The sequence below is a fragment of the Bacillus sp. WMMC1349 genome (genome assembly GCF_013155385.1).
In the GTDB taxonomy this organism is placed as follows: Bacteria; Bacillota; Bacilli; order Bacillales; family Bacillaceae; genus Bacillus.
The window spans coordinates 1,466,300-1,486,480 of sequence record NZ_JABJUQ010000007.1; the positions used below are offsets into that span (position 1 = coordinate 1,466,300).

Sequence of the window (20,181 nt, forward strand, 5' to 3'; positions counted from 1 at the left end):
AATTTTTTTATAAAAAACATTATTCTCACCCCTTACTTCAGTTTAGCAAAGCAAGCTTCCTAAATAATAAGCTGTCGAGATAATAAAGGGGAATACCCACAGAAAGTCCACCTGTAATACCTAGCAAAGCTGATGCAGCTGAATAAGAACCTGCATGAATTAATTACATGTTATCCCTCTAAGTTGTACCTGTTCCTCAGCAATTTTTTCATATTGGGCTGTAACTTCATCATTAAACTTAGTAAGCTCTCCTGTACCATTTTCTTCTACAATCACTTTATTAAAATTACTAATCGCATCTTTAAAGCTTGTTATATGTTTTATAGCTATTCTAGCAGTTTCAAAATCTTTTTCACTCCATAAATCTTTTAATGTTTCAGCTTGTCATCTTTATGCCAATAGGTGCAGTTGATACGATGCTTTATTCAAACTTTCCAACAGCAAATGAAATACTGATTTTTTTGGTACTATAAATTTTAAGATATTTCTTGTTGAACTCTTATTCAACTAAGCTATTTTATAGTGCAAATAGAGGAACCCCTATTCATTTAGGTTTCCTCTATTTTTCACGCAATGATCAATACTAAAAATTAACAGAGGCTTTTTCAACAAATGGAATAGAGCGGCTCATAATAAAAGCACTGAAAGCAGTCATACTTAGAAAGAAGAAATCTTTAGTCTGAAAATAATACAAACTGAATGTGTGCACAAATACGGTTAATAGAGAGATGAAGATGATATTAAAAGAGGCTCGGAAATGAAAAAATTTTTTAACAATAAAATCAAAAAATAAGTATTCAATTAACGCAAGTGCTGAAAGGTATGAGAAAACAAAGAATGCATAACTCAATAATTCACCTGCGTATTTAAGGTCTCCCATACGATATAGGTTTAAATAGAGAAGGACCAAAAAAGTAATATGACAAATCATAAAGCCAAACACAATCTTTTTAATGATTACCATAAATTCCAGCTTCATACCTTTTTTAATCATTATATATAATATATTAATATTTTGGAATGATTCTGACCTGCCATTTCATGATAAACAGTTTAACTTGATTTTAAATCAACATGAATCTTACTCACCTAAAGAAGTAAGAAGAATCATCCAAGAAAATGGCACGTTATTAACACAGCAAGTTGGAGGATTAGATTGTATTGAAATCAATTAATTGTTAAATGAATCAGTGAATAAAATTTGAAAATTGGAATCTGACAACAGCATTACAGGAACTAAAAATGAATAAGGTTGAAGTATTATATAGCAATGAAGAATTCCCAATTCAAAGATTTTATGATGTTGGAGCATTAGTATATTACTTAAAAGCAATTCCTTGGCAAGTTCCAGACTTCAGTATTGAAAAATATGAAGAAAACTTATATAAAATACACAAATATATTCAATCTAAGGGCTTTTATGATGTGAAGCAACATCGTTTCGTAATTAAAGCTAGGACGATATAAACAAAACGAGGTCTATGGTTATGTTTAACAGCACAGATATATTCAGACTGAAGCCAGAATGAAAAAGGGGAGCCAGTTCAAAAGGTTCCCCTACCATCAACAACACCTATTTGCTAGCACCTTTTTTTAGTTTAATCACGAGGTCTTCATCAGGTGTGACATATAAGGTTTGCTGATGGTCATATGTGACAAAGCCTGGTTTTGCCCCATTTGGTTTTTTCACATGGCGTATTTTCGTGTAATCAACAGGAACTGAAGAAGACTGTTTCGCTTTACTGTAATAAGCAGCGATTTGGGCTGCTTCAAGTATCGTTTTTTCATCGGGTTCACTCGTTTTAATCACAACATGTGAGCCGGGAATATCTTTCGTATGAAGCCAAATATGGTCACGCGCGGCAAGCTTCATCGTCAAATACTCATTTTGTTTATTATTTTTTCCAACAAGAATGCTTTCCCCTGTTGTAGATTCATATAATTCAAGTGACGGTGCTTGTTTTTTTTGCTTTTTTTGCCCTTGCCGTTGTTTGCTTCGCAAGTATTTTCCTTCTGCAAGTTCTTCGCGAATTTCTTCTAAATCCCTTGGAGAAGCACTTGACAGCTGTTGAGTAAGCTGATCGAAATAAGCGATTTCCGCTTCGGCTAGCCTGATTTGTTCTTTGACAACATCAACGGAGTTTTTGGCCTTCTGATATTTTGTAAAATAGCTTTGGGCATTTTCCGATGGTGTTTGATTCGTGTTAAGCGGAATCTTCATTTCCGCGCCATTTTCATCATAGTAGTTGACGACGTTCGCGGTTTTGTCACCTTTTTTCAATTGATAAAGGTTTGCTGTTAAAAGCTCTCCATAAAGCTGATATACTTGTGCTTTTTCTGAATGTTCAAGTGTTTTTTCAAGTTTGCTGATTTTCTTTTCGTTTTTTTTCTTTTCATTGAAGACAAATCGTTCTAAATCATGGGCCTGTTGTTTCACGCGATCTCTTTCTGCTTTTCCAAAATAATAGCGATCAAGGAGTTCACTTAAAGTCGTGAAGGTTCGCTTATTTCCGTTTACATGAGTCAAATCAAGCAGATAGAAATATTCTTTTCCATTGTTGTTGACCAATTGAGGTGTAAACTTGTGTTCTTTCACATCGCTAAACATCTTCATCAGCGCGTTTGGCAGTGTTGTCCGGTTTGCAAGCCCCGCACGACATACAGCTTCTTTTGCAAACAGCGGTGAAACACCGGAAAAGGTTTCAACAATTTGTCTATCCAATTTTCCTTCCTGGAAATTCAAGTAGCGAAGGATGTGCTCCACATCTGTTTCAAGTGGTAATAACTTGTTTTGAGCTGGAGGGAGGATGTATGTGTGACCGGGAAGAACGGTCCGATAACTGTTGATTGAAGGTGACAGGTGTTTTAAGCTGTCAATGATCACATCTTTTTCTCCTTCTCCGTCAGTTACCACGATATTACTATGCCTACCCATGATTTCCACGTAAAGCTTTCTGATGAGCATATCGCCAATTTCATTGCGGGTTCTGATATGAAAAACGATCAGACGATCAATTCCAATCTGCTCGATCTTCTCTATAAACCCACCTTCCAAATGTTTGCGGAGTAGCATGCAAAACATGGGTGGTGTACTGGGATTATCATATGTTTCGGCCGTCAAATGAACCCGCGCATAGCTGGGATGCGCAGATAGCAGCAGTTTTTGGTTTTTCCCATTTGCTCTGACATGAAAAACAAGTTCATGTTTATATGGCTGGTGAATTTTTGAAATCCGGCCGCCCTCAATGGTTTTGTTTAATTCTTCTATCATTCCATATGTAAAAATGCCATCAAACGACATACGAATACACCCTTTTCTCGTTCATTTATTCATCTCATTATTATAGCATGATTTTGGACGAGTCTGAATAAATTGACTTGTAGAGATGTAACCTTAAAAGTTCCTAAGGTAGGAGGAGTGGACGATTCGATGAAATGGCATGAAATGGGACAAGGCGAATTGTTAAAGATAACAAAAACGTCCATGAACGAAGGATTAACAGAAAAAGAGGCGGATAAACGGCGCGGAAAATATGGTGTTAATGAACTTTCAGAAGGAGAAAGAACCTCGGCACTCGCTTTGTTTTTTTCACAATTTAAAGATTTTATGGTGTTGGTGTTGCTTGCAGCAACGTTAATTTCTGGTTTTCTCGGTGAATACATTGATGCAATTGCGATTATTGCCATCATTTTTGTCAATGGGGTACTCGGGTTTTTTCAAGAAAGACGGGCAGAGCGGTCACTTGAAGCATTAAAGGAACTGTCAGCACCTCAAGTGACGGTGCTTCGTGACGGAAGCTGGATCAAAGTAGCTTCTAGAGAACTTGTACCAGGGGATGTTGTCCGTTTTATGAGCGGTGATCGGATCGGTGCCGACCTGAGGCTGTTGGAAACAAAAAGTCTTGAAATTGAAGAGTCTGCACTTACTGGTGAATCATTGCCGGTTTCTAAGCATTCAGAAGCGATTCGAGCTGATGAGGTTTCTTTAGGTGATTTGGAGAACATGGCTTTTACGGGAACGCTTGTCACAAGGGGAAGCGGCAGCGGAATTGTGATAGGTACTGGTATGAATACAGCAATGGGGAAAATTGCCGATATGCTTGAATCAGCGGGAAAGACAGTAACACCATTGCAGCGCAGGCTTGAAGAACTCGGTAAAATCCTGATTGTCGCCGCCTTATTTTTAACCATATTAGTAGTGGGAACCGGAGTTTTTCAAGGACATGACCTGTACAACATGTTTTTAGCAGGTGTTTCACTTGCTGTTGCTGCGATACCCGAAGGATTGCCAGCTATCGTCACAGTTGCTCTTTCTCTTGGTGTCCAGCGAATGATCAAACAAAAATCGATCGTTAGAAAGCTTCCTGCTGTTGAAACCTTAGGGTGTGCCTCAATTATTTGTTCTGATAAAACGGGAACAATGACACAAAACAAAATGACAGTGACTCATGTTTGGTCAGCAGGAGAAACATGGAATGTTACAGGTGTCGGGTATAATCCTGAAGGATCATTCACCATGAACGATAGGGACATTCAAGTGAAAAATCATAAGTCTTTACAGCAAGTGTTATTGTTTGGCGCATTATGCAATTCATCCTCAATTACAGAGGAAGATGGTGAGTTCCGTTTAGATGGAGATCCAACTGAAGGTGCTTTACTGATCGCAGCTAAAAAAGCCGGGTTTACAGATCGATATCTTGATGGACATTTTAAGATTGTTGAAGAGTTTTCATTTGATTCTTCAAGAAAGATGATGTCTGTCATTGTTGAGGATACAAACGGTAACCGTTTTGTCATTACAAAAGGAGCACCTGATGTTTTAATGAAGCGATCTGTGCACACATTAAAACAAGGGAAACGAGAACCGTTTACAAAAGACCGAATCAAAGAAACAAGCAGTGTCCTTGAGAAACTGGCTTCCCAAGCGCTAAGAACGATTGCGGTTGCTTTCAAACCTTTGAAAAACGGTGAGAATCCCACTATTGAAAAAGCAGAATCCAATTTGACATTTGTTGGACTTTTGGGCATGATTGATCCACCTCGGCCAGAGGTGAAACAAGCAATTAAAGAATGCCGAGAAGCCGGGATTAAAACCGTCATGATTACAGGTGATCATGTTATGACAGCTACTGCAATTGCAAAAGATCTAAGTCTATTACCGCGTCATGGAAAAGTCATTGATGGACAGCAATTGAATGAACTTTCTCAGGAAGAACTGACAAACATTGTTGAAGATGTTTACGTGTTTGCCAGAGTGTCACCTGAACACAAATTGAAAATTGTCAACGCATATCAGGAAAATGGCCATATTGTCGCCATGACAGGGGATGGAGTGAATGATGCCCCAGCTATAAAGCAGGCTGATATTGGCATCTCAATGGGGATCACAGGTACAGATGTCGCCAAAGAAGCTTCATCACTTATTCTTGTCGATGATAATTTTGCCACCATTAAAGCGGCAATTAAGGAAGGACGGAATATTTACGAGAATATTCGCAAGTTCATTAGGTATCTATTAGCTTCAAATGTCGGTGAAATCCTTGTGATGCTATTTGCGATGCTACTTGCACTGCCATTGCCGTTGGTTCCGATTCAGATTCTATGGGTAAACCTTGTCACAGACGGACTGCCAGCGATGGCGCTTGGGATGGACCAGCCTGAAGGTGATGTCATGCGCCGAAAACCGCGGCATCCGCAAGAAGGCGTATTTGCGAGAGGACTTGGCTGGAAAGTTGTTTCACGCGGTTTTTTAATTGGTATTGCGACACTTGCCGCATTTATGTTCATTTATCACCGCAATCCAGAAGCGCTTGCTTATGCGCAGACTGTAGCTTTTGCGACATTGGTGCTTGCCCAGTTGATTCATGTTTTTGATTGTCGCAGTGAACGGTCCATTTTTGACCGTAACCCGTTTGAAAACATCTATTTGCTTGGTGCTGTTCTGTCATCCATTTTATTGATGCTTGTAGTCATTTATTATCCGCCGCTGCAGCCGATTTTCCACACGGTGCCAATTTTAATGACGGACTGGCTCCTCATTATCGGGATGTCAGCTATTCCAACTTTTTTACTTGCCGGCTCACTTTTGACAAGAAAAAAATAGGCTTGTATGATATAATCTTAAAGGTAATAGAGGTTTCTATTACCTTTTTGAGTGTTACATATGGTAGGGTGGAAGTAAAATAGTTAACAGTTTACTCACTTAAACAGAATTGGGTGTGTTATATGATTCGGAGTATGACTGGTTTCGGCAGCGCCAGCAAAACAAAGGATGGTTTGACAGCAGCTGTTGAGCTGAAATCTGTCAACTATCGGTTTAAAGAAGTGAATGCTCGTATGCCAAGGCCATTGCTCTATTTAGAAGAGACAATCAAGCAAAAGATTTTTAAACATATACAAAGAGGCCGGCTTGAGCTGTTCGTGTCGGTTGATGGTGATGCTTTAGTCAGCCGAAAAATAAAAGTTGATTGGCCGCTGCTCGAAGAATATATCACGGTTGCCGGAGAGATGAAAGAGCGTTATCAGCTGTCAGGAGAAGTTACACTTCATGACGTTTTTCAATTTGAAAACGTTGTTCAGGTCGAAGAGGAGCCTGTTCAACTTCAACACCTTGAACAGGTACTGCTTGAGGCTGTTGAAGCGGCTGTCCTTGAATTGTGCGGGATGCGTGAAGCTGAAGGCTTGCGACTTAAAGAGGATTGCCTTCTCCATATTGCTAAACTTGAAAAGCTGACAGAAGAAATCGAAATACATGCTCCAAGGGTGGTTGATCATTACCGAGAACGTCTCAAAGCACGGCTTGAAGAATGGTCATCAGACAGTATGGATGAAAGCCGACTTTTGACAGAAGTGGCTTTATTTGCTGACCGTTCTGATATTACAGAAGAATTGACAAGGTTGAAAAGTCACTTTAGCCAATTCCGTGACATTTGTGAAACAGGCGGAGCGATTGGACGCAAGCTCGATTTTCTTGTCCAAGAATTAAACCGGGAAGCCAATACGATTGGTTCAAAAGCAAATGATCACCAAATCACAAAACATGTCGTTGAAATGAAAAGCTCTATTGAAAAAATAAAAGAACAAGTGCAGAATATAGAATAGTGGATTGTGCTTATTGTTTACGGACGATCTCAACAGGCTACACTAGAAGAGACGTTCAAATACAGGGGGAACGTATAAGATGACGATTAAACTGATTAATATCGGCTTTGGCAATATTATATCCGCAAATCGGCTTATTTCGATTGTGAGTCCGGAATCAGCGCCTATCAAACGGATGATCCAAGATGCAAGAGATCGAGGTATGCTTATCGATGCTACATATGGAAGAAGAACCCGTGCGGTTGTTATTATGGATAGCGACCATATCATCTTATCGGCTGTTCAACCTGAGACAGTAGCACAAAGGCTATCAGCCAAAGAAGAAATGATCGAAGAAGGGCAGGGATAAAAAGCCGTATGAAAGAAAGAGGATTATTAATCGTTCTCTCTGGTCCTTCCGGTGTTGGCAAAGGAACAGTTAGACAGGCGCTGTTTGCTCAAGAGGACACAGCATTTGAGTATTCGATTTCAGTCACAACACGTAAACCAAGACAAGGCGAAAGAGATGGTATTGATTACTTTTTTAAAACACGCGAACAATTTGAAGACATGATCGAGAACAATCAGTTACTTGAATGGGCCGAATATGTAGGCAATTATTACGGAACACCAGTCGATTATGTTGAAAAAACACTTCAGGAAGGAAAAGACGTTTTTTTAGAAATTGAGGTTCAAGGCGCGCTTCAAGTGAAGAAAGCCTTTCCTGAAGGTCTGTTTATTTTTTTGGCGCCACCAAGTCTAGAAGAACTGAAAAATCGGATTGTGACGAGAGGTACAGAATCTGAAGCTCTGATCAAAAACCGGATGAGGGCTGCCAAAGAAGAAATCGAATTGATGGATGCGTATGATTATGTTGTGGAAAATGACAGTATTGAGCATGCATGCGAAAAAATTAAAGCAATCGTACTCGCTGAACATTTAAAGCGTGTCCGTGTTGCTCCTAGGTATAAGAAAATGTTGGAGGTTGAATAAAAATATGTTAGATCCGTCAATTGACTCTTTAATGGGTAAACTTGATTCAAAATATACGCTTGTGACTGTATCAGCAAAGCGCGCTCGTGAAATGCAGATCAATAAAGATCAGCGAATACAAAATCCAAAGTCCCACAAGTATGTCGGCAAAGCGCTTGAAGAAATTGATGCAGGACTGCTTACGTTTGAAAAGGAAAATCGCTAATAATTGTAAAAATAGCAACCTATCCAGTAGGTTGTTATTTTTTTAAAGAACTATCAACAAGGCATAGGGGGAGAAAACGATGCTGAAAAATCGAAACATCTTGTTAGGTGTGAGCGGGGGGATTGCGGTCTACAAAGCGGCCGCATTAACGAGTAAACTTGTGCAGGCTGGTGCTAATGTAAAAGTCGTGATGACCAATTCAGCCTGTCAATTTGTTTCTCCGCTTACTTTTCAGGCGCTCTCGCGTCATGAAGTATACACAGATACATTTGAAGAACGGGATCCCCATGTGATTGCCCACATTGATGTGGCTGATTGGGCTGATTTAGTCATCATTGCACCAGCAACGGCAAATATCATTGGTAAACTTGCTTCAGGAATTGCTGATGATATGCTGACAACAACACTTTTGGCCACATGTGCTCCTGTTTGGATTGCGCCAGCCATGAATGTTCATATGTATGACCATCCAGCGGTTCAACGTAATATCGGCACTCTCTACAAAGATGGCTATCGTTTTATTGAACCTAGTGAAGGATATCTTGCCTGCGGTTATGTGGGGAAAGGTAGGATGGAGGAACCGGAACAGATCATCCAGCTTATTCAAGAACATTTTTCTGTTAAGCAAGACAGCCCATTAAAAGGAAAAAATGTTGTTGTTACAGCAGGTCCAACAAGGGAACAAATCGATCCAGTTCGTTTTTTCTCAAACCATTCAACAGGGAAAATGGGCTATGCGCTCGCTGAAGAAGCTCACAAGCTCGGGGCTCATGTCACGTTGATTACCGGTCCAACCTCACTTCAAGCACCAACAGATGTTGATGTTGTTCCAGTCACCTCTGCTGCTGATATGTTTGATGCGGTCATGTCTCGATTTGCAGGGAGCGATATCGTCATTAAAACGGCTGCTGTCGCAGATTACAAACCAAAACATGTCCATGATCACAAACTGAAAAAGAAAGATGGCGCACTGGTGATTGAGCTTGAACGAACAAAAGATATTTTAAAAGAACTAGGAGAGCGGAAAACAAACCAAATCATAGTCGGTTTTGCTGCAGAAACACAACATGTCGAAGATTATGCGCAACAAAAACTGGCGGTGAAAAATCTCGACATGATTGTTGCTAATAATATTGCTGAAGATGGTGCTGGTTTTGGAACAGACACCAATATTGTGACTGTTTATCATCGTGATGGTAAACATCATGCATATCCGCTCATGTCAAAACAAGCAGCTGCAGCAGAGATTTTACGAGAGGTCGCCGGGCTAGTGGAACGGAGCGGGAAACTTACATGAATTTTGCTGAAGTGATCGTTGATGTCACCACAAAAAATCTCGATAGACCATTTGATTACCGAATCCCTGACAAATGGAAAGGGATGATCCAAAAAGGGATGCGGGTCATTGTACCCTTTGGTCCCCGAAAAGTTCAAGGGTTTGTCATCAATGTGAAAGACGACTCTCATCTCCCTGAGAAGTCAGTCAAATATATTGCTGAAATGATTGATTTGACACCTGTTTTAACTGAGGAGTTGCTTGAACTATCTGATTGGCTGACAGAAAAAACACTTTCTTATAAAACGACGGCTTTACAAGTGATGCTTCCGGCAGCAATGAAAGCCAAATACGCGAAAGAAATCAAAGTGATCAAAAATAAACCGCTCACAGAGCCATTGAAAAGCTTATTTTCCGGCAAAACAACACTTTCCTACACAGATATTAATGATCATGATGTGTTAAAGCTTATCCAGCAACAAGTTCAGGCAGGGAATCTTGAAGTAGCATACAAAGTTTCTCAAAAAACAAACAAAAAGATGCGCAAAACGGTGGCTCTGCTTGGTTCAAAAGCGGAGTTGCAAAAAGCGCTTGATGAACTATCGCCGCAAGCTGTTAAACAAAAAGCGCTTCTCAAGTTTTTCCTTGAGAACGAAATAAGTCAATCAGTCCCTGTTAAGGATCTGTTCGAAAAAACAGGGAGCTCGTCTACATCATTAAAAGCACTTTTGCAAAAAGGTCTTTTACAAGAAAAGGAAGAGGAAGTTTATCGAGATCCTTTTCAGGATAAAAGCTTCAAAAAAACCGAGCCACTCTCGTTAACAGAAGAGCAAACTCAAGCTTATCAAGCGATCTCTGAAGCGCTTGAAAAAAGCCGGCATGATGTATTTCTCCTACATGGTGTCACAGGAAGTGGTAAAACAGAAATTTATCTTCAGTCGATTGAGAAAGTATTAAAGGCTGGTAAAGAAGCCATCGTTCTTGTTCCTGAAATTTCACTGACACCGCAGATGGTCAAACGTTTTAAAGGTCGTTTCGGATCACAGGTGGCAGTTTTGCACAGCGGTCTTTCAACAGGTGAGAAATATGATGAATGGCGAAAAATTCACCGCAAGGAAGTCCGACTAGTTGTAGGCGCACGCTCGGCGATTTTTGCCCCGTTTGAAAATCTAGGCATGATGATTATTGATGAAGAACATGAAACATCGTATAAACAAGAAGAGATGCCACGATATCATGCGAAAGAAGCGGCAATCAAACGAGCTCAGTATCATAAATGTCCAGTCATTCTTGGCAGTGCCACACCGACACTTGAATCATTTGCAAGGGCAAAAAAAGGGGTCTACAAGCTACTTTCTTTAAAATATCGCGTCAATCATCAAGCGATGCCAGAAGTTTCGATTATTGATATGAGAAATGAGCTGAGAAACGGAAATCGGTCTATGTTTTCAAGGGAATTAATGGAAGATCTTGAACAAATGCTTGAAAAAGGTGAACAAGCTGTCCTTTTTTTAAATAAAAGGGGCTATTCATCGTTTGTCATGTGCAGAGATTGCGGTTATGTGATCCAATGTCCGCACTGTGAAATTTCCTTAACATATCATCGGGCAGGACAGCGTCTTAAATGCCATTACTGCGGCTTTGAAACAGGAATGCCGGCAACCTGTCCAGAGTGCACGAGTGAGCATATCCGTTATTTTGGAACAGGTACACAGCGGGTTGAAGAAGAATTAAACAAAGTTCTACCGCAAGCTAGAGTGATTCGAATGGATGTAGATACAACATCTAGAAAAGGAGCCCATGAAAAACTGCTATCCTCATTTGGACAAGGGAAAGCCGATATTTTGTTGGGAACACAAATGATTGCCAAAGGCTTGGATTTTGAAAATGTGACACTAGTTGGTGTGCTTAGTGCGGATACAATGCTGCATATCCCTGATTTTAGAGCAGCAGAAAAAACATTTCAGTTGATGACACAGGTCAGCGGCAGAGCAGGACGTCATCAAAAACCGGGTCGGGTCATTATTCAAACTTATACACCTTCACATTACAGCATTCAATTAACAAAAACACATGATTATGAGGCATTTTTTCAGCAGGAGATGTTCAACAGAAAATATCAGGCTTATCCGCCATATTATTATTTGGCACTCATTACGGTTTCCCACGAAGAAGTCACAAAAGCGGCTCTCGTTACGGAAAAAATCGCCCAATATTTAAAAAAGAATATTTCTGGCGATGCCAAAATTCTTGGACCTGCCGCTTCGCCTATTGTCAAGATCAAAGATAGATATCGCTATCAATGCGTGATAAAATACAAACAGGAAAACGAGCTTACATCTTTACTAAAAAATATGATGGATCATTACAACCGCGATATGGAAGAAAAACAGTTAGTCATTTCGATCGATATGAATCCTTATATGATGATGTAAGAAAAAATATTGTGATGGAGGGCTTTTTAGATTGGCAGTAAAACCGATTGTCATGTATCCAGCGGATGTTCTGGAAACATCTGCTGAGCCTGTAACGGCATTTGATAAATCTTTAAAAAAACTACTGGGTGATATGTATGATACGATGCTCGAATTTGATGGAGTCGGACTTGCCGCCCCGCAAATCGGTGTCTTAAAAAGAGTCGCTGTTGTTGATATTGGTGATGAAACGGGGAAAATTGAGCTGATCAATCCGAAGGTGATGGCACAACGTGGTGAGCAAATAGGACCTGAAGGTTGTTTAAGCTTTCCTGGTTTATACGGAGAAGTCAAACGATCTAATTATGTTAAAGTGAGGGCATTAAACCGCCACGGAAAACCATTTACAATTGAGGCGGACGGCTTTTTAGCGAGAGCGCTTCTCCATGAGATTGACCATTTAGATGGGATTTTATTTACGTCCAAAGTGATACGGTATTATGATGAGGAAGAACTTGAGGAAATGGAAGGATGATTGGATGACAAGGATTGTATTTATGGGAACCCCGGATTTTTCAGTTCCAGTTCTCAATACGCTGATTAACGACGGCTATGAAGTAGTAGGAGTTGTCACACAGCCAGACCGTCCGAAAGGCAGAAAAAAGGTGATGACACCACCTCCTGTAAAGGAAGAAGCAATGAAGCACGGGATTCCTGTGCTTCAACCTGAGAAAGTGAGAGAGGAGCAAGAAACAGACAAAATCCTTGACTTAAAGCCAGATTTAATCGTTACGGCAGCATTCGGTCAAATATTACCGAGTAAACTGTTAGATTATCCTAAATATGGTTGTATCAATGTCCATGCCTCACTTTTGCCTGAACTTCGCGGGGGAGCACCTATCCATTACTCCATTCTTGAAGGTAAACAAACAACAGGTGTTACGATCATGTATATGGTGGAAAGACTAGATGCTGGGGATATGCTTGCCAAAGTTGAAGTTAATATCGAAGAAGATGATAATGTGGGAACGCTTCATGATAAACTTAGCAAAGCAGGAGCAGCACTTCTCTCTCAAACAGTTCCGAAGGTCATTGAGGGCTCTGTAACACCAGAAAAGCAGGACGAAGAAAGAGCGACATATGCACCGAACATTAAAAGAGAGCAAGAACGGATGGATTGGTCAAGGTCTGGTGAGGATTTGTATAATCAAGTCCGCGGCTTAAATCCTTGGCCTGTCGCCTACACGCTCCTCTCTGGTCAAACATTGAAAATTTGGGAAGCGCAAAAAGTATCTGCTGAAAAGAACGCTTCACCTGGAGAAGTGATCAGCATCGAAAAAGACGGAATTATTGTAGCAACAGGCAATAGGACCTATTTAAAAGTAACAGAACTGCAGCCTGCAGGGAAAAAAAGAATGAAGGGCGAAGATTTTGTCAGAGGAGCTAGTCTTCAAGTCGGAACGAAATTAGGTCATCATAATGAAGAAAAGTAATGTGAGAGAAGTTGCACTTGACGCATTGATTAAACTTGATCAAAATCAGGCATATAGTAACCTTTTACTCCAATCTGTCATGAAAACACACGACTTAAATGATAAAGACAAAGGATTATTGACAGAACTTGTTTATGGAACCCTTCAACATCAACTTGCACTGGATTATATGTTAAAACCGTTTATTAAAAAGCCGGAAAAGGTGAAACTATGGGTGGTTCACCTTTTAAGAATGTCACTATATCAAATGGAGTATCTTGAGAAAATCCCAGACCGAGCCGCATTGTTTGAAGCTGTTGAAATTGCTAAGAAACGAGGTCATAAAGGAATTTCTTCATTTGTGAATGGAGTCCTGCGTTCGATTCAAAGAGAGGGTGTACCTTCATTTGCGGAAATCACCGATCCGATTGAACGTTTAGCCATCGAAACGAGCCATCCAGAGTGGCTTGTCAAAAATTGGGTTGATACATATGGATTTGCTGCGGCTGAACAAATTTGTCGGATTCATATGATACCGCCTAAACAGACGATTCGTGTCAACAAACTGAAGTATGACAGGAGCACTTTACTAAACCTTTTGCAAGAAGAGGGAATTAAGGCTGAAAAAGGTGACTTGTCTGAGGATGCACTCAAACTGTTAAAAGGAACCATTGCGGGAAGCTCCTTTTTTAAAGAAGGCACTGTGACCATTCAGGATGAAAGCTCCATGTTGGTTGCCAGAGCACTAGGTGTAAAGTCTGGAGAAACAATCCTTGATGCTTGTGCTGCACCGGGAGGAAAATCAACCCATATCGGTGAGCTTCTAAAAAGTACTGGAAAAGTGATCTCGCTCGATCTTCACCAGCATAAAGTAAAATTGATAAAACAGGCAGCCGAACGGCTCGGGCTTTCTAATATTGAAACCGCAACGATGGATGCTAGAAAAGCTGGGGAAGCCTTCAAAATAGAACAATTTGATCGGATTTTAGTTGATGCTCCATGTTCAGGTTTTGGTGTCATTCGCAGAAAGCCTGATGTGAAATATAGTAAGACACCTGCTGACAACGCAAGGCTTGCTGGAATTCAACTGGCGATATTAAGGGAAGTTGCCCCTTTATTAAAAAAAGGCGGTACACTTGTATACAGTACATGCACGATGGACAAAACGGAAAATGACCAGGTGGTCCAAGCTTTTTTAGGAGAACATCATGAATTTGAAGCGGATCTTACACTGAAAGAGAGGCTTCCAGAAAAGACGGTACCTTATGTAGAAGACGGTAGAATTCAAATTCTGCCCCACTATTTCGGCACCGACGGCTTCTTTATTTGCAGCATGAGAAAGAAGGGATCATAAATGACTGAATCAAAACAAAAGGTTAGAAAAGAGTTACGAACTAGTAAACCATCCATTTATTCTTTTGAAATGGCTGAGCTTAAAAAATGGCTAAAAGAGTACAATGAAAAACCGTTCCGCGCTTCACAAATTTTTGAATGGCTTTATGAAAAAAGGGTGGCATCTTTTGCTGAGATGACAAACCTTTCAAAAGAACTTCGTGCCAAACTGGAAGAGCATTTCGTCTTGACAACTTTAAAAACAGCTGTCAAACAGACATCTCAGGATGGAACGATGAAATTTTTATTTGAACTTCATGACGGTTATACAATCGAAACCGTTTTAATGAGACACGAATATGGCAACTCTGTTTGTGTAACGACCCAAGTTGGCTGCCGAATCGGCTGTACATTTTGTGCCTCTACGCTCGGAGGACTGAAGAGAAACCTTGAAGCGGGCGAGATCGTGGCACAGGTTGTCAAAGTTCAGCAAGCGCTTGATGAAACAGATGAGCGCGTCAGTTCGATTGTTATTATGGGAATTGGTGAGCCATTTGACAATTTTGAAGAAATGCTCGCATTTTTAAAAATTGTCAACCATGATCAAGGGCTGAACATCGGTGCGCGTCACATCACAGTATCGACAAGTGGGATTGTTCCGAAAATTTATCAGTTCGCAGATGAAAAATTACAGATTAACTTTGCGATTTCCCTGCATGCACCGAACACCGAGATCAGAAGCCGCTTAATGCCGATCAACAGAGCGTACAAATTACCTGAGTTAATGAAGGCGGTTGACTATTATATTGAGAAAACTGGCAGAAGAGTAACCTTTGAATACGGGCTTTTTGGCGGTGTCAATGATCAGGTTGAACATGCTGAAGAACTGGCCCGCTTATTAAAAGGAATCAAATGTCATGTTAATTTAATTCCCGTCAATTATGTACCTGAACGAGACTATGTCAGAACACCAAAAGAGCAGATTTTTGCCTTTGAAAAAACATTAAAGACACATGGAGTGAATGTGACGATCAGAAGAGAGCAAGGCCATGATATTGACGCTGCTTGTGGACAGTTGCGAGCAAAGGAGCGTCAAGAAGAGACGAGGTGAATCAAGGTTGAAAACAGCCTTAATAACGGATAGGGGGAAAATACGGCAGCATAATGAAGATGATGCCGGCATTTTTACAAAAACAGGGGAGCTTGTATTGGCAGTTGTTTGTGATGGAATGGGAGGTCATCTTGCTGGTGATGTAGCAAGCAAGATGGCGGTTTCAACCCTTCGAGACATTTGGGAGCAAGCGGAAATGATTCCGTCTACCCCTGCTGATAGCGAAGCCTGGTTGATCGAACAAATTGCTGCTGTTAATCAAAAATTACACGACCATTCGAGAACATATCAAGAATGCCAAGGAATGGGGACAACGGTTGTCAGTGCATTATATACAGGAAAATCTTTAACGGTGGCCCATATTGGAGATAGCCGTTGTTATCTGTTGCATGAAAACAGTTTTACGCAGCTTACAGAGGATCATTCGCTCGTTAATGAGTTGGTGAAGACGGGAAGCATTTCGAAAGAAGATGCTCAACACCATCCGCGAAAAAACGTGTTGACAAAAGCCCTTGGTACAGAACCAACAGTAACTGTTGAGGCGCGTTCTTTTGAAGTCGAACCAGGTGATCAAATTCTATTATGTTCTGACGGTTTAACAAACAAGATAGATGATCTAAAGCTAAAAGACGTTTTACAATCTTCAATATCTATAGAAAATACGGCAGAACAGCTTGTCCAGATGGCAAATGATAATGGTGGTGATGATAACATCACTGTTGTGTTATTAGAGCTTCCTCCCCAAACTAAAGTAGGTGAAGACAAGTGTTGATCGGCAAAAGAATTAGCGGACGTTACCAAATCCTGCGCGTCATTGGCGGAGGAGGTATGGCAAATGTCTATTTAGCTGAAGACATCATACTTGATCGGGAAGTTGCCATTAAGGTTCTGCGATTTGACTTCGTTCATGATGCCGATTTTATCAGAAGGTTCAGAAGGGAAGCACAGTCTGCCGCCAGTCTTGATCATCCGAATATCGTCAGCATTTATGATGTTGGAGAAGAAGATAACATCTATTATATCGTCATGGAGTATGTTGAGGGGATGACGCTCAAAGAATACATAAATCAAAATGGTGCTCTTCATCCGAAAGAAACAGTCAGTATTATGGAACAGATTGTTTCTGCAATTGCCCATGCCCATGAAAATCAAATCGTTCACAGAGATATCAAACCCCACAATATCTTAATCAATCATATGGGACATATTAAAGTAACCGATTTTGGGATTGCCATGGCATTAAGTTCAACAACCATTACTCACAACAATTCGGTTTTGGGTTCTGTCCATTATCTTTCACCTGAACAGGCAAAAGGCGGATTATCAACGGAAAAATCCGACATTTATTCACTTGGTATTGTCATGTTTGAGCTTTTGACAGCCCAGACCCCATTTGTAGGAGAATCAGCGGTCAGCATAGCACTTAAACATCTGCAGGCAGAAACCCCTTCAGTAAAAAGGTGGAATGCATCTGTGCCGCAAAGCGTCGAAAATATTGTTTTGAAGGCAACGACAAAAGATCCGTTTCATCGTTATGATACGGCAGAAGATATGGAAAAAGATCTAAAGACGGCTTTTGATCCTAATAGAATAAATGAAAACAAATTTGTCATTCCTACAGATGAAATGACAAAAGCGATTCCGATTATTAAAGATCAGCAGAAAACCTCTGAGCCAGCAAACATAAATCAGTCCGAAGAAACCTCTCATATATCGAAACAAGGCAAAAGAAAGAAAAAAAGAAAAGTTTGGCTGCTCGTTTTATTAACACTATTTTTTGTTTTAGCGACATCAGCTGTTTTAGCCGTTACAGTGTTTCCATCATTGTTTATGCCTAAAGATGTCGAAGTTCCGAATGTGAATGGACTTGAATATAAAAAGGCTGTCACAAAGCTTGAGAAGCAGGGGTTTGATATTGATCCAAATACTGAAAATATAGCAGATGAAAAGGTGAAAAAAGGTTTGATTGTAAAGTCAGACCCAGAAGCTGGCGATGTTGTCAAAGAGGGTTCAACAATCAAACTTTATAAAAGTTCTGGCAAAGAGAAAAAAGAAGTCAATGATGTGACAGGCCAAAACATTGATGCAGGTAAAAAAATCCTTAAAGAAAATGGTTTTAAACATGTAGTTACTGAAGAGATAAATGATGACGAAGCGGCTGGCACCATTGTTAGTCAACAGCCTTTAGCAGGATCTGAGATTGTTCCCAGTGACGATGAAGTCAAATTAACGGTTAGTATAGGACCAAAAGCAACATCCTTAAGGGATTTAACAACTTACAGCAAACAAGCGGCTTCAGGCTATTTAGATGATCATCAACTTGTCCTTGTTGAAAAAGAAGCGCATTCTAAAGATGTTCCTAAGGGGCAAGTCATGAAGCAGAAACCTGCAGCAGGGACAGCTGTGAAACCAGGTGAAAAGATTGAGATCACATTTTCTCTTGGACCTAAAGAAAAACCAATTAAATCAGTAACTGAAAAAATTGACATACCTTATGAACCGGAATCAGAGGGAGAAAAACTAGACGTCAAGATTGCAATAGATGATGAAGATCATAGCATTTCTGACACTTATGAACACTTCAAGATTACAGAGGCAACGAAGCGAACAATCAAATTTAAAATTAGTCCTGAGAAGAAAGGTTATTACCAAGTCATGATCAATGATAAAGTAGTCAAATCAAAAACCATTGAGTATCCAGAGGATGACTAAGGAGGTGCGCTATGCCTGAGGGCAAAATTATAAAAGCGTTAAGCGGCTTTTATTATGTATTGGATGGAGATCAAATCATTCAATGTAGAGGGAGAGGGAATTTCAGGAAAAATAAAGTCACTCCTCTTGTTGGCGATCATGTTGTTTATCAGGCTGACAATGATAAAGAAGGTTATTTGTTGGAGATCAAAGAGAGAGACAATCAGCTTGTCAGGCCTCCTATTAGCAATGTTGATCAGGCTGTTCTTGTGTTTTCTGCAAAAGAACCCGATTTTAGCACTTCACTATTGGATCGGTTTTTAGTACTTGTTGAAGCAAATCAGATTAAACCGATCATTTGCATTACAAAGACCGATTTACTATCAGAGGATGGTCTAAAAGAGATTCATCAATATGCAGAAGACTATCGGAAGATCGGTTATCACGTTTGTTTAGTTTCAACTAAAAATGAGAGTGGTTTAAACGATCTCATTCCGCATTTTAAAGACACTATCACTGTATTTGCCGGCCAGTCAGGTGTGGGGAAATCTTCGCTTTTAAATGCAATCAGCCCTGATCTTCAGCTGAAAACCGATACAATTTCAAGCCATTTAGGCAGGGGAAAACATACAACCCGGCATGTCGAGCTTATTTATACAAGTAATGGACTTGTTGCCGATACACCCGGTTTCAGTTCACTTGAATTTTCCAGTATTGAAGCAGAAGAACTAGGGGATACGTTTTTGGAAATTGCTGAAAAAAGCGCTGAGTGCAAATTTCGCGGATGTTTGCATATAAAAGAGCCGAATTGCGCTGTTAAAAGATCTGTGGAAACAGGAGAAATTACATCTTATCGGTATGACCATTATGTTGAGTTTTTAACCGAAATAAAAGATAGAAAGCCGAGGTATTAAATATGGTATATATTGCGCCATCCATTCTGTCAGCTGATTTTTCCCGTCTTGGTGAAGAGATTAAAGATGTGGAACAAGGTGGAGCCGACTTTATTCATATCGATGTGATGGACGGGCATTTTGTTCCCAACCTGACGATCGGTCCGCTTGTGGTTGAGGCTGTCCGTCCCATCACAGAACTTCCACTTGATGTTCATTTAATGATAGAGAATCCAGATCAATATATTCCTGCATTTAAAAAAGCGGGAGCGGACATTCTATCCGTTCATGCCGAAGCATGCCCACACCTGCATAGAACGATCCAGCTCATCAAGGAGCAAGGAATCAAAGCCGGTGTCGTTTTAAATCCGCATACTCCTGTTCAGCAGATCGAGCATGTTATCGAAGATCTTGACCTTGTATTATTAATGACGGTAAATCCAGGTTTTGGCGGGCAGTCATTTATTTCTTCTGTTGTTCCGAAAATCAAGCAGGTCAAGGAACTTGCTGATCAAAAAGGGCTTACTGAACTATTGATTGAAGTTGATGGAGGAGTTAATCGACAGACGGCAGTACAATGTATAAACGCCGGAGCAAACTTGCTAGTCGCTGGTTCGGCAATTTATAATGAAAAAGATCGTCAAAAAGCGATTTCTGATCTAAAAAAAGCGACTGAATAATATCTATTCCATGTACACTAAAATAAGAGCCAGC

The 20,181-nt window shown here is 40.3% G+C and carries 16 protein-coding genes and 2 pseudogenes; 17 read left to right on the top strand and 1 reads right to left on the bottom strand.

Translation table 11 applies throughout. From position 1 onward, the window contains the following. Positions 1-361 precede the first annotated feature (361 nt). Together HOO54_RS09810 and HOO54_RS24235 are read left to right on the top strand one after the other, a co-directional pair. Positions 362-480: pseudogene (locus HOO54_RS09810) on the top strand (GNAT family N-acetyltransferase); the annotation flags it as partial. 539 nt (positions 481-1,019) lie between these two features. Further along, positions 1,020-1,467, top strand: a pseudogene (locus HOO54_RS24235) (SAM-dependent methyltransferase); the annotation flags it as partial. A 106-nt stretch (positions 1,468-1,573) separates the two neighbouring features. On the opposite strand, the gene HOO54_RS09820 reads toward HOO54_RS24235, so the two are convergent. Further along, on the bottom strand, positions 1,574-3,301 hold the full coding sequence (locus HOO54_RS09820) for an Rqc2 family fibronectin-binding protein (RefSeq protein WP_172294738.1): 1,728 nt from the start codon (positions 3,299-3,301) through the stop codon (positions 1,574-1,576). Between the two features lie 129 nt (positions 3,302-3,430). Here HOO54_RS09820 and HOO54_RS09825 point away from each other — a divergent pair, with 129 nt between their 5' ends. The 15 genes from HOO54_RS09825 to rpe all read left to right on the top strand — a co-directional run bounded on the left by HOO54_RS09825 (position 3,431) and on the right by rpe (position 20,147). Then, entirely contained in the window at positions 3,431-6,103 is a 2,673-nt protein-coding gene (locus tag HOO54_RS09825; RefSeq protein WP_172294740.1) for a calcium-translocating P-type ATPase, SERCA-type, read from the top strand. A 122-nt stretch (positions 6,104-6,225) separates the two neighbouring features. Then, entirely contained in the window at positions 6,226-7,101 is an 876-nt protein-coding gene (locus HOO54_RS09830; protein WP_172294742.1) for a YicC/YloC family endoribonuclease, read from the top strand. A 79-nt stretch (positions 7,102-7,180) separates the two neighbouring features. After that, positions 7,181-7,450 carry an extracellular matrix/biofilm regulator RemA gene (gene remA / locus HOO54_RS09835; protein ID WP_172294744.1) on the top strand — a complete coding sequence of 90 codons (270 nt, stop codon included), beginning with the start codon at positions 7,181-7,183 and terminating at the stop codon, positions 7,448-7,450. Positions 7,451-7,458: 8 nt separating this feature from the next. Next, the gene (gene gmk / locus HOO54_RS09840; RefSeq protein ID WP_172294746.1) at positions 7,459-8,073 is read left to right on the top strand and encodes a guanylate kinase; all 615 of its coding nucleotides are present in this window, start codon (positions 7,459-7,461) and stop codon (positions 8,071-8,073) included. Positions 8,074-8,077: 4 nt separating this feature from the next. Beyond that, positions 8,078-8,278, top strand: coding sequence for a DNA-directed RNA polymerase subunit omega (rpoZ, locus tag HOO54_RS09845; protein WP_172299463.1), 201 nt, complete (start codon positions 8,078-8,080; stop codon positions 8,276-8,278). Between the two features lie 79 nt (positions 8,279-8,357). Next, complete coding sequence (gene coaBC, locus HOO54_RS09850; protein ID WP_172294748.1) at positions 8,358-9,575, top strand: bifunctional phosphopantothenoylcysteine decarboxylase/phosphopantothenate--cysteine ligase CoaBC; 1,218 nt, start codon at positions 8,358-8,360, stop codon at positions 9,573-9,575. Next, positions 9,572-11,989, top strand: a complete 2,418-nt coding sequence (priA, locus tag HOO54_RS09855; RefSeq protein ID WP_172294750.1) for a primosomal protein N' — start codon at positions 9,572-9,574, stop codon at positions 11,987-11,989. Before coaBC ends, priA begins: the two co-directional genes overlap by 4 nt. A 31-nt stretch (positions 11,990-12,020) precedes the next feature. After that, positions 12,021-12,503, top strand: a complete 483-nt coding sequence (gene def, locus HOO54_RS09860; protein WP_172294752.1) for a peptide deformylase — start codon at positions 12,021-12,023, stop codon at positions 12,501-12,503. 4 nt (positions 12,504-12,507) lie between these two features. Beyond that, positions 12,508-13,461, top strand: a complete 954-nt coding sequence (fmt, locus tag HOO54_RS09865; RefSeq protein WP_172299465.1) for a methionyl-tRNA formyltransferase — start codon at positions 12,508-12,510, stop codon at positions 13,459-13,461. Next, positions 13,448-14,794: a 16S rRNA (cytosine(967)-C(5))-methyltransferase RsmB gene (rsmB, locus tag HOO54_RS09870; protein WP_172294754.1), complete on the top strand. Its 1,347-nt coding sequence runs from the start codon at positions 13,448-13,450 to the stop codon at positions 14,792-14,794. The genes fmt and rsmB overlap by 14 nt, the downstream gene beginning before the upstream one ends. Continuing rightward, positions 14,795-15,883 carry a dual-specificity RNA methyltransferase RlmN gene (rlmN, locus tag HOO54_RS09875; RefSeq protein ID WP_172294756.1) on the top strand — a complete coding sequence of 363 codons (1,089 nt, stop codon included), beginning with the start codon at positions 14,795-14,797 and terminating at the stop codon, positions 15,881-15,883. Positions 15,884-15,890: 7 nt separating this feature from the next. Then, complete coding sequence (locus tag HOO54_RS09880) at positions 15,891-16,655, top strand: Stp1/IreP family PP2C-type Ser/Thr phosphatase (RefSeq protein WP_172294758.1); 765 nt, start codon at positions 15,891-15,893, stop codon at positions 16,653-16,655. Further along, complete coding sequence (gene pknB / locus HOO54_RS09885) at positions 16,649-18,595, top strand: Stk1 family PASTA domain-containing Ser/Thr kinase (RefSeq protein ID WP_172294760.1); 1,947 nt, start codon at positions 16,649-16,651, stop codon at positions 18,593-18,595. Before HOO54_RS09880 ends, pknB begins: the two co-directional genes overlap by 7 nt. An 11-nt stretch (positions 18,596-18,606) precedes the next feature. After that, on the top strand, positions 18,607-19,488 hold the full coding sequence (gene rsgA / locus HOO54_RS09890) for a ribosome small subunit-dependent GTPase A (protein ID WP_172294762.1): 882 nt from the start codon (positions 18,607-18,609) through the stop codon (positions 19,486-19,488). Between the two features lie 2 nt (positions 19,489-19,490). Further along, complete coding sequence (gene rpe / locus HOO54_RS09895; protein WP_172294764.1) at positions 19,491-20,147, top strand: ribulose-phosphate 3-epimerase; 657 nt, start codon at positions 19,491-19,493, stop codon at positions 20,145-20,147. The last annotated feature ends 34 nt before the right edge of the window (positions 20,148-20,181 follow it).